The following is an 11,599-nucleotide window of genomic DNA, read 5'->3' on the forward strand; positions in this document are numbered from 1 at the left end:
TGGCGGCTCTGGCCACACGATCAGAGCACGAGACACGATTCCGGATCGCGTTGCTGAGTCGGGGATGGGCGCTGTTACGACAAACCATGCAGCGCATACCCAACGTCAAAAAACCGCCCTGGCAAGCTCTTAAGGCCGATCTCTATTGCTATCCAACATCGACCTGATTTGTGGGGAACCCTCAGGGTCCGTCCCCTATATCTCTATATCTCTATATCTCTTCCAGAGAATACCGTCTGTTCTGTTTCATGGCTCCAGTCTCTCAAGTGTTGGAGCCACGGGAAATCCCAGTGCGATTCACTAAATCTGCCCACCTACCCCTTTGAACTTCTCAACAAAAGCCGAAATCTTATCTAATACGGTCTGCTTCTTGGTCTTGTACTGCGGGTTGAGCGGGCTCATTTTCGGCAGGGTGGCATTGAGCGCCGTACCGTTCTCAGTGGCATATTCACGCTTCAGCGACACCTTGATGTAGCGGCGAGCCTCAGCCTCGTTCAGCCCCTCGGACTGGATCAGCGTGTGTGCTTCTCGCTTCTGCTCAGCTTGGGCGAAGTTAAAGAAGGCATCAATGATGCTGGCTTTATCGCTAATGTCGTCAAGATCAGTCTGATGAATGAAATCCACGATCAGGCTTTCTTTTGCCCGGTTGCCAATACTGGCCCGAATTAGCCGTCGGACTTCGTCGATCAGATCTTCTTTGTTCTTGGTCTTTTTGTTGTGCTCAAAGATCAGTTCAAGGATATAGTCCAGGTTGATCTCCTGGGACTTCAACAGGTCTACCTCAAAGACCACATCATCCCAATCCAGGGTGGATTCGTCTTTCTGCTCTCCGTCCTTCTGCCGTCGTAGCCAGTCCCGTGTGTCGTTGTAGGTTGATCGATAATCCTGAATAAGGCGCTCGGACGGCACCTTGATCTTCTGCATCGACTCCAAGTCGATGTCGCTGAGGTAATGCTTGGCCTTGAACGCCTCAACTGCGTCTGCGTCGTTCACGTCTAGCGTTTGCAGGGCTTGCAGGCTGGTGAATTCGTCATAATTGCGCAGTACGTTTTCTACCCGGAGGTACTCGCCAAACAGCTTTACGAAGTCTTTCTTATCTTGCTCTTTGACGATATCGGCCGGGTTCGGGAATCGGCTTTGCAGCTCCTCGACCACGTCCACGTAGCCACGGCTGGTTTTGCCTGTGGCAATGTCGGTAAACCCCTCCATGTATTCCCGGTAGCTCTTCTCCAGGACTACATTCTTGGTATTGGCGTTGCCAAACAGGGTGATCGCATCAATCGTGTTCTGTTCCAGGTCACGAAAGGTCACGATATTGCCGAAGGTCTTGGTGGCGTCAAAGATGCGGTTGGTACGGGAAAACGCCTGCAACAGCCCGTGGTAACGCAGGTTCTTGTCGACGAACAGCGTATTGAGACGCGGCGCATCAAAGCCCGTCAGAAACATTCCCACTACAATGACCAGGTCGATTTGTTCTCCTGGTTCGAGCCTGCGCCCGACGCTGTCTTCGCCCTTAACCCGGAGGGCTAGATCTCGGTAATAGTTCTGGAAGCCTTTGCTGTCGACCCCAAAGTTGGTCTTGAACGCGGCGTTGTAGTCGCCAATGGCCTTACTCAGAAACTCCTTGGCGCTGCTGTTCATGGCAGTCACCTCAAAGCTTTCGTCGGCAATGTCGCCGATCGCGTCTTGCGCTTCGTTTGCGGCGAATGAAAAGATCGTCGCGATCTTCAGACGCTTGTTGTCCTCTACGCCCGCCTGCGCCTCGCCGAATGCCTCGTAATACGCCTTGGCAGCATCCACGCTGCTCACGGCAAAGATCGCGTTGAAGCCGCCGTTTACTTCCCCGCTACCCATGTGGGCGCGGTGCGTCTTCAGGCGAAAGTTCTCGAGGATGTAACCGGTGATCTCGCGAATACGCTCCGGGTGCAGCAGCGCCAACTTGTTCTCGGCGGCAGAGAGCTTCTGCTCATCCTGCTCGGTTTCAATCGCCTTAAACTGCGGCCGCACATCGTTGTAGTCCACCTTGAACTTCAACACTTTCTCATCGCGGATGGCGTCGGTGATCACATACGAATGCAACTCGCGCCCAAACACGCTGCTCGTGGTCTCCGCGCCCAAGGCGTTCTGCGGAAAGATCGGCGTACCGGTAAAGCCAAACTGGTAATAGCGCTTGAACTTACGTTGCAGGTTCTTCTGCGCCTCACCGAACTGGCTCCGGTGGCACTCATCAAAAATGAATACCACTTGCTGCCTGTACACCGGCAGCTCGTCATCACCGCGCATCAGGTTGTTCAGCTTCTGAATGGTGGTGACGATGATTTTGTTGTCGTCCTTGTCCAAGTTGCGCTTTAGCCCGGCGGTGCTGTCCGAGCCGTTCACGCTGTCGGGCGAAAAGCGCTGGTACTCCTTCATCGTTTGGTAATCGAGGTCCTTTCGATCCACGACGAAAAACACCTTGTCGACAAATTCCAGCTCGGTTGCCAGCCGCGCCGCCTTAAAGCTCGTCAGCGTTTTGCCGGAGCCGGTGGTGTGCCAGATGAAGCCGCCGCCCTCAGTCGAGCTCCACTGCTTGGCCTGATACGCGCTCTTGATCTTCCACAGAATGCGCTCAGTGGCGGCAATCTGGTACGGCCGCATCACCAGCAGCGTATTGCCCACGTCGAACACGGAATACTTCAAAAGCACTTCCAGTAGCGTGTGCTTCTGGAAGAACGTCGCGGTGAAGTCCTCCAGATCCTTGATAAGCGCGTTGTCCGACTTCGCCCAGTGCATGGTGAAGTCGAAGCTGTTCTTATCGCGCTTGGTTGTATTGGCAAAGTAGCGGGTGTCTGTACCGTTGGAGATCACGAAAAGCTGCAGGTACTTGTACAGCGAGTTGTCAGAGTTGAAGCTCTCCTTGCTATAGCGATGCACCTGGTTGAAGGCTTCGCGGATGGCCACGCCGCGCTTCTTGAGCTCCACCTGCACCAGCGGCAGGCCGTTGACCAGAACGGTCACGTCGTAGCGGTTCGCAAAGCTGCCGGTTTGCTCGAACTGTTTGATCACCTGCAGCCGGTTATTCAACGCATTGCGTTTGTCCAACAGGTAGATGTTTTCGATGTGCCCATCGTCGAACACAAAATCATGGATGTAGTCCTCATGAATTTTGCGGGCTTTGTCCGTGCTCTTTTCGCTAGCCGGGTCCAGGTATTGGTCAACGAAGCGCTGCCATTCGTCATCGTTGAACTGCACATCGTTCAGCCGCTGCAGCTGTCCACGCACATTGGCCAGCATCGCCTGCATCGAACGAATGTCACGGGCGTAGGTGTAGCCTTGATTCTCCAGATCACGGATGAACTCATGTTCGAGAGCATCCTCGCTCTGATACTGCTCCCTTACCTCGTGACCGCGCTGGAAGCGGTCGAGGACAATGAACTGACTGGTCTCGGCTATGGTTTTTTGTTCGCTCATGCCCCGTGCTCCGCGTTTGCAGCGGGCGTGCCGGGCGCCGATTTGAAGCGGTAGGTCTCATTGATCTTGCTTACCAAAAACGCCAGCATGCGTTTGTCGTCGTCCCTAAGCTCCGTCACCTCTGCCGCTGAATGCTTTGAGTGGCTGAACAGATTGATCATTCTGGATTCGTAGGGGTTTGTTCTCCCGTCCGAGGTCGTGGGCAGCAAATCTGCCCATTTCTCGTAGCCCAAAAAGGTGGACGTCTTTTCGAGAAGGTTTCTCAAAAAGTTGAAGTGGTACTTGCGAACTTGACCGGTTGCAATGGCCGTTTCGAGTTCCCGCTTTAGGTACAAGTGGTAGGAGAATGGCGAATCACTCGTTTGATTCTTCAAGGTGTGACTACCGTCTTCCGCCTTTTGAAGCAGATACTTACTTGCATTCCCGAATTCGTTGTGCAACACGTTGTAGAACAGCGGGTTGTGCGTGGTGATGATGAACTTTAGGGCACTCTCACTGCGCTTGATAATGCCGGCAATATCCACCGCTAGCTCTATCAGGTGATTGTCATCCAGCGAGCTGACCGGGTCATCAATAAACACATACTGCAAGGCGTTAAACTGATCAGTGTCGCGCTCACCCTCTTCGGCAACATTGAGCGTTTCCACCACCAAGTCCAACATCGTGTGGAACACGCTCCAAATAAACGTGCTTTCCTCACCTTTTGAGAGCTTGACGTTGGGTTGTCGCGCCTCGTTCCCGCGCTCAAACGAAAAGCTAACCTCGGAGAAGTCCGGATTGAAAACTGCGTTGAGCTTGTCGCTGCTGTAATGCTGAAAATGCTCTATCGCGTTCTGATCCTGCCCTTGCTCGACCAGCGCCCACTTCGTGAAAGCATTAGGCTGGATCATCAACTTGGGCGCTAAGTCTTCGGCCAGGTCGTTGTCCCAATAGAAGAGATCCTCAGTGAACGCGTTGTAGTACAAAATCTTCAGAGGCGACGAAACGGCTTCCACCTCTTCGTCGTCTTCAAGTTCGCTACCAAGCTTGGGTGCGACTAGCGTCTTGAACTCACGAGAAAGACGCGTCTTACCACTGCCGTTGAAGGCATAGATCAGCTGTACTTTCTTGTCACTCGCCCGGAGTTGCTTGGCTATGTCTCGCAGGCTCTGGCTCATCTCAGGCCACCGCCTCATCGGGGAAATCGGGCTTCGGGAAGCTCAGCAACAGGTCGCGGTAGTACTCGTATTGTTTTTGGCGCAGTTCGATTTCACGCGGCAGCCCTTCGCTGATGGAATGTGTGAGGATGTGGAACTTATCAAGAATGGCGACGATGCGCGCTTGTTCGGCGAAGGATTCTTCGGGGTCTTCCGGGAATGGTATTGGGATGCGGAATCCTTTGATGATCCCGGAGTTTAGGTCGCCTCGGGCGCCTTGCCCCATATCCCTCAATTTTTCATAATTTTTACTGACCCAGTGAAACACGTAACGATAAAGTGCTTTCTCAGAGTCAATTTCTAAACAGCAACAGTGCTGATTGGTTGTAAGAGGGATTTTATTGATCCCCGACCGGCCTGCGGTTGCGCCAGAAATTGCAACAATAACGCAATTTTCAGGAATCCATTTAGCGGCGGTCTCTTCTACGGCCGCCTGAGTGATTTTTACCGCAGTTTCGTGAATTTCGGCAAAGGTAACTTCTTGGGTACGCAGCCAAGGTATCTCACCACCATCATAGTATTTTGCGTTACCAGCCTTCGGTGTTGCGCCAGAATAGGAATTCAAGCAGACATCACCCAACGTCTTCCACTCCACATCGCCCTCCTCAAAGGTGAGGAGCTGATCGCGGTAGTAGGCGTATTGTTTTTTGCGGGCGGTCAGCTCTGTGGTTAGCTCGGCGGTCAGCTCGGTGAAACGATCCAGTATGCGGCCGATCTGTGTCTGAATCGACAGCGATTTTTCGGGGTTGTCTGGGCAGGGAATTGGTACGGGTATTATCTGCAGTTTTGCCTTCGTGAGCTTGGCACGGTCGCCCCCGGATAAGAAGGGCAAAAAATTTACTGTGGACAAAATGTGGTATAGGAATCTGGTGCTGACTTCATCCTTTCCACCCACTACGTGCACGTGATTGTTTGCCCAAAACCTCCCTTCCGCGTACTGGATCGAATAATTCTCCAAGCTTGCGGAGCCATCTTCCGCAATAAGAACGAACTCGCCGTCATGAGTATAGCCTTCAACGTAATCTTGCACGTTGTTGGCGCCGTAATACGGGGTTTCACCTGGAACGCGCAGAGATGCATTCACAGGTCGTCGGCCTCGATTGGCGATTTCAAAAAACTGATCGTTCCCTAACGGCACCCATTCCACGTCTGCGCCATCAAGCAGCCGCTCCAAGAAAGCCGGCACTCGTGCGGTGGCTGCAGCGTCTTGCAACTCGCTCATCCCTCAATCTCCGTCACAATCGCATCAATATCGTGTCGTAGCCCGTCGATCTTGCGCACGGTGGCAGCAATCTCCCGATTCAACTCGGCAATATTGATGATCTCGCGGGTGTCTTTGGCTTCCACGTAAGAGCTGACGGACAGGTTGTAGTCCTTCTGCGCAATCATCTCCATGCGCACGGATTGGGCGACGTGGGCGACGTCTTCCTTGCGGTCAAACAGCTCGAGAACCTTATCGACATGACAGTCGGTCATCAGGTTGGTGTTGGTGCCTTTTCTGAAAAACTCTTCGCCCGAGGCATCAATGAATTGCACGCTCGTATCGTGCTTGTGTTTGGAGAGCACCAAGATGTTCACGGCGATGGTGGTGCCGTAGAACAGGTTGGGCGCTAGTGAGATGACCGTTTCGACAAAGTTGTTGTCCACCAGGTATTGCCGAATAGTCTTCTCTGCGCCGCCGCGGTAGAAAATACCGGGAAAGCAAACGATGGCGGCTCGTCCCTTGGCCGACAGGTAGTTGAGGCAATGCAGCACAAACCCGAAATCCGCTTTGGACTTGGGCGGCAAGACGCTGGCTGGGGCAAAGCGATCGTCGTTGATCAGCGTGGGGTCATCGCTGCCGATCCATTTCACGGAATACGGCGGATTGGAGACGATGGCATCGAAGGGTTTATCGCTCCGAAAATGCGGATCGGTGAGGGTATTGCCCAGCTGGATGTTGAACTTGTCGTAGTTCACGGTGTGCAGGAACATGTTCATCCGCGCCAAGTTGTAGGTGGTGTGGTTTATCTCCTGCCCAAAGAAGCCGTCCTCGATGAGGTGGTCAGCCATGTATTTTTTTGCCCGCAGCAGCAGCGCACCGGAGCCGGCTGCGGGGTCATAGATCTTATTGATGCTGGCCTGCCCGTGAATGGCCAGCTGGGCGATAAGCTTGGATACATGCTGCGGCGTGAAAAACTCGCCGCCGGATTTGCCGGCATTAGCCGCATAATTGCCGATTAGGTATTCGTAGGCATCGCCGAAGACATCGATCTCGCTGTCTTCAAAGCGCCCGAACTCCAGCGCATTGACGCCTTTGAGCACAGCGGCCAGGCGGGCGTTCTTGTCTTTGACGGTTTTGCCCAGGCGGTTGCTGGTGGTGTCGAAGTCATCAAACAGGCCTTTGATGTCTTCTTCTGAGTCGTAGCCCAGCGCGGAGCCTTCGATAGCGGTGAAGATGGCCTTGAGGTCGGTGTTAAGGTTCTCGTTGGTGTTGGCCCCGGCTACCAAGTTTTCGAACAGCTGGCTGGGGTAGATGAAATACCCCTTGGTTTTGACGGCGTCGTCCTTGATGTCATCGGTGATGAAGTCGTCGCTAAGCTTGGCGTAGTCCACGCTGTCATCCCCGCCCTCGATGTAGCGGGAGAAGTTTTCGCTGATAAAACGGTAGAACAGCGCCCCGAGCACGTACTGCTTGAAATCCCAGCCGTCCACCGTACCGCGCACCTCGTTGGCGATCTGCCAGATACGACGCTTGAGTTCATCGAATTGTTCGGTGCTGGTCATAAAATTTGGTTTTAAATTATATGAATGGGTTACGGTTGATTTCGGAAATTATTCTTAATAGACAACGATTTGAAGCGTGCCAACCCCGCACTATCGGATATCAAAAAGGTATTCTTCCGGCGTCAAAGCCGGCATCAGTGAGTCGCGAAAATCTCGGACGTTACGTGTCACGATATGCGTACACGAATGCGATTCGGCCGCAGCTGCGACGACCGCGTCTTCGAAATCCGGCCAATCCAAAATTCTTGCTCTTTTCAACTCACTATCGGTAATACCGGCGACCTCGAAATATCTGAGCAGCCAATCCACTACGCGGTTGGCGATCGCTGCGGTTTGGTGTCGTGACACCAGATAATGAAGCGTGGTGAAAGCGTGAGCCGGCAGGCACGCGGCAACGCGGCCATCCGTCACTCGCCCCATCACGGCCGCCGACGCGCTGTAGTGCGGTTCTCTTTTCTGGACCACGTCGAGAACGACGTTCAGATCGATAAGAATCACTGGCCGTGCTTGGTGGACTGACGCTCACGCATTTCGGCCTCGGCATCCATATCGGCTGGTAGCAGACCCGTGATTTCATCCAGCGCAGCTGGCGGCGCTTCGTTATCCAGCAGGCGCATACGCCGCAGATAGCGATCGATGACTTCGGTCACGCTCAGGCCGTTCGCTTTTGCATACCGTTTAACGAAGTCCACGTCCTCCACGGGCAAACGAATGGTGAGCTTGGATGTTTCTATCGCCATCGCCAATACCGTACGGCTTATTTAAATAAACTGTACGGCTTTTTGGTGGCGGGGTAAAACACGGTACGGGCCGCAGCTCGATACCGCACGGTGCAGAACGCCCAAACGCCCGATTTCGTATTTTTGGCGGCGGGAAGAAAAGTCACTTCAGTAGAGATGCGGTTTGCTTTAGAACAGCAGGGCCTGCCCTACTCCCACTCAATCGTCCCCGGCGGCTTCCCGGTCACGTCGTAAACCACCCGAGAAATCCCGCTGACCTCGTTCACGATCCTTGAGGAGACGTGTTCGAGCAGCTCGTAGGGCAAGTGCGCCCAGCGGGCGGTCATGAAGTCGATGGTCTCGACGGCACGCAGGGCGATGACGTGCTCGTAGCGGCGGCCGTCGCCGGTGACACCCACGCTGGAAACCGGTAGGTAGACGGCGAAGGCCTGGCTGACCTGGTCGTACCAGCCGGATTGGCGTAGTTCGTGGATGAAGATGGCGTCGGCAGCGCGGAGTTTGTCGGCGTATTCCTTCTTGACCTCGCCGAGGATGCGCACGCCCAGGCCCGGGCCGGGGAACGGGTGGCGCATGAGCATGTCGCGCGGCAGGCCAAGGGCCAGGCCCAGTTCGCGGACTTCGTCCTTGAACAGTTCGCGTAGCGGCTCGACCAGGCCGAGGGTCATGTCTTCCGGCAGGCCGCCGACGTTGTGGTGGCTCTTGATGACGTGGGCCTTGCCGGTGGCCGAGCCGGCGGATTCGATGACGTCCGGATAGATGGTGCCCTGGGCGAGCCAGTCGATATTGGTGAGTTCGGCGGCGTGGGCGTCGAAGACTTCGATGAAGGTGTTGCCGATGATCTTGCGCTTGGCTTCCGGGTCGGTGACGCCTTCGAGTTTGGCCATGAATTCGCCTTCGGCATCCGCCCGGATGACGTTGAGGCCCTTGTGCTCCGCGAAGGTGGCCATGACTTCGTCGCCTTCGTTAAGGCGCAGCAGGCCGTTGTCGACGAACACGCAAACGAGGTTTTCGCCGATGGCTTCGTGGATGAGCGCGGCAGTGACGGAGCTATCCACCCCGCCGGACAGACCGAGCAATACGCGCTGGTCGCCGACCTGTTCGCGGATACGGGCGACCAGATCTTCGATGATGTGTTCGCTGGTCCAGAGCTCGCCACAGCCACAAATGTCATGGACGAAGCGGGCCAGGATGCGCTTGCCTTGCGGCGTATGGGTGACTTCCGGGTGGAACTGGATGCCGTAGTAGCCGCGATCCTCGTCGGCCATGCCGGCCAGCGGCGCGCTGTCGGTATTGGCGATGCGCTTGAAACCGTCGGGCAACTCTTTCACGCGGTCGCCGTGGCTCATCCAGACATCGAGCAGGCCGTGGCCTTCGTCGTTGACGTGGTCCTGGATATCGGCAAACAGCTTCGAATGACCGCGGGCCCGGACCCGGGCATAGCCGAACTCCTTTTGTTCCGACGTCTCGACCTCGCCGCCGAGCTGGGCGGCCAGGGTCTGCATGCCGTAGCAGATGCCGAGAATCGGTACGCCGAGTTCGAACACGGCGGCCGGTGCGCGCGGGCCGGTTTCGGCGGTCACCGATTCCGGCCCGCCGGAGAGGATGATGCCGTTCGGTGCGAAATCTCGAACGTGGTGATCGGCCACATCCCAGGCATAGATCTCGCAGTAGACATTGGCCTCGCGCACGCGGCGGGCGATGAGCTGGGTGTACTGGCTGCCGAAGTCGAGGATGAGGATCTTTTCGGCGTGGATATCCTGGGTCATCGCTATTCCCGTGGCTTGCGGTCGGTCCGGCCGGTGCAACGCCGGCCCCAAACAAGAAGGCGCAGATCGCGAACGACCTGCGCCGGCTGTACTCGAAACGCCGAACGCCCGCTAGTCGACGCGGTAGTTCGGCGCTTCCTTGGTGATGTTCACGTCGTGGACATGGCTTTCCTTCATGCCGGCCGATGTGATCTGCACAAACGTCGGTTTGGTGCGCATCTCGCTGATGTCGTGGCAGCCGGTATAACCCATGGCCGCACGCAGGCCGCCGATGAGCTGGTGCACGATGCCGCCGAGCGGGCCCTTGTAAGCCACCCGGCCTTCGATGCCCTCGGGCACGAGCTTCTGGATTTCCTCGGACGGGTCCTGGAAATAGCGGTCCGCACTACCCTGGCTGCCGCTCATGGCGCCCAGCGAGCCCATGCCGCGATAGGCCTTGAAGGAACGCCCCTGATAGAGCTCGATCTCGCCCGGGGCTTCCTCGGTGCCGGCAAACATGCCGCCGATCATGGTGGCGTGCGCGCCGGCGACCAGTGCCTTGGCCAGATCACCCGAGAATCGGATGCCGCCGTCGGCAATCACCGGTACGTCGGTATCGGCCAGCGCGTCGGCCACGTTGGCCACCGCCGAGATCTGCGGCACGCCGATACCGGCGACGATGCGCGTCGTACAGATCGAGCCGGGCCCGATGCCGACCTTGACCGCGTCCACGCCGGCCTCGACCAAGGCACGTGCGCCTTCGGCCGTGCCGACGTTGCCGCCGATGATCTGCAGCTCGGGATGCCGCGTCTTGAGTTCCTTGATGGTGGCGAGTACGCCCGAGGAATGGCCGTGCGCGGTATCGACAACCACGACATCCACGCCCGCCTCCACAAGGGCGGCCACGCGGTCGGTGGCATCCGGACCGGGGCCCACAGCCGCGCCGACGCGCAGGCTGCCGTTGGCGTCCTTGCAGGCGTTGGGAAAGTCGGTGGACTTCTGGATGTCCTTGACCGTGATCATGCCGCGCAACGCAAAGTCGTCGTTGACGACCAGGACCTTTTCGATGCGATGGGCATGGAACAACGACAGGATCTCGTCGCGCGGCGCCCCTTCGCGCACGGTGACCAGCTGCTCGCGCGGGGTCATCACATTGGTGACGGTCGCGTCGAAGCGGGTCTCGAAACGCAGATCGCGACTCGTGACGATGCCGATCGGCTGGCCGTTGTCGACAACCGGCACGCCGGAGATGCCGTGCTGGCGGGTCAGTTCCAGGACTTCGCGAATCGTGGCATCGGAGCGCACGGTGATCGGGTCCGAGATGACACCGGATTCGTATTTCTTGACCTGGCGCACATGGCGCGCCTGGGCCTCGGCCGACATCGACTTGTGAATGATGCCGATGCCGCCTTCCTGGGCCAGCGCAATGGCCAGCGCGGCCTCGGTGACGGTATCCATGGCCGCCGAGACCAGCGGTATGTTCAGCGTGATGCCGCGCGTCAGCCGCGTGGACAGGTCCACGTTGCGGGGCAGCACGTCCGAGTACGCAGGCTGGAGCAGCACATCGTCGAACGTCAGGGCTTGCTCGTTGATTCTCAGGGTCATAGGCTCGCGCGGTGTGAGCGACGCTGCTTTGCGTGACCATCTACGCGCAAGCGACGCCGCAAAGACTGCGGATTATACAGGCAAGCCGGGTTGCGAT

8 protein-coding genes are annotated in these 11,599 nt (G+C 56.7%); all 8 read right to left on the reverse strand.

The annotated features are described in order from the left end of the window. Positions 1-300: 300 nt before the first annotated feature. The 8 genes from D3260_RS11730 to guaB all read right to left on the reverse strand — a co-directional run bounded on the left by D3260_RS11730 (position 301) and on the right by guaB (position 11,502). Positions 301-3,450 carry a type I restriction endonuclease subunit R gene (locus D3260_RS11730; protein ID WP_120098797.1) on the reverse strand — a complete coding sequence of 1,050 codons (3,150 nt, stop codon included), beginning with the start codon at positions 3,448-3,450 and terminating at the stop codon, positions 301-303. Continuing rightward, positions 3,447-4,607 carry an AAA family ATPase gene (locus tag D3260_RS11735; protein WP_120098896.1) on the reverse strand — a complete coding sequence of 387 codons (1,161 nt, stop codon included), beginning with the start codon at positions 4,605-4,607 and terminating at the stop codon, positions 3,447-3,449. Before D3260_RS11735 ends, D3260_RS11730 begins: the two co-directional genes overlap by 4 nt. Before the next feature lies 1 nt (position 4,608). Then, the gene (locus D3260_RS11740) at positions 4,609-5,868 is read right to left on the reverse strand and encodes a restriction endonuclease subunit S (protein WP_120098798.1); all 1,260 of its coding nucleotides are present in this window, start codon (positions 5,866-5,868) and stop codon (positions 4,609-4,611) included. Beyond that, positions 5,865-7,412: a type I restriction-modification system subunit M gene (locus D3260_RS11745; RefSeq protein WP_120098799.1), complete on the reverse strand. Its 1,548-nt coding sequence runs from the start codon at positions 7,410-7,412 to the stop codon at positions 5,865-5,867. The genes D3260_RS11740 and D3260_RS11745 overlap by 4 nt, the downstream gene beginning before the upstream one ends. 90 nt (positions 7,413-7,502) lie before the next feature. After that, positions 7,503-7,910 carry a PIN domain-containing protein gene (locus D3260_RS11750; protein WP_120098800.1) on the reverse strand — a complete coding sequence of 136 codons (408 nt, stop codon included), beginning with the start codon at positions 7,908-7,910 and terminating at the stop codon, positions 7,503-7,505. After that, positions 7,907-8,152 carry a DUF6364 family protein gene (locus tag D3260_RS11755; protein ID WP_120098801.1) on the reverse strand — a complete coding sequence of 82 codons (246 nt, stop codon included), beginning with the start codon at positions 8,150-8,152 and terminating at the stop codon, positions 7,907-7,909. Before D3260_RS11755 ends, D3260_RS11750 begins: the two co-directional genes overlap by 4 nt. Positions 8,153-8,340: 188 nt before the next feature. Then, the gene (gene guaA / locus D3260_RS11760; RefSeq protein ID WP_120098802.1) at positions 8,341-9,918 is read right to left on the reverse strand and encodes a glutamine-hydrolyzing GMP synthase; all 1,578 of its coding nucleotides are present in this window, start codon (positions 9,916-9,918) and stop codon (positions 8,341-8,343) included. A gap of 111 nt (positions 9,919-10,029) precedes the next feature. Beyond that, positions 10,030-11,502, reverse strand: a complete 1,473-nt coding sequence (gene guaB, locus D3260_RS11765; RefSeq protein ID WP_199671485.1) for an IMP dehydrogenase — start codon at positions 11,500-11,502, stop codon at positions 10,030-10,032. Positions 11,503-11,599: the final 97 nt, after the last annotated feature.

Origin of the sequence: Salinisphaera sp. Q1T1-3, assembly GCF_003602005.1 — a bacterium.
In the GTDB taxonomy this organism is placed as follows: domain Bacteria; phylum Pseudomonadota; class Gammaproteobacteria; order Nevskiales; family Salinisphaeraceae; genus Salinisphaera.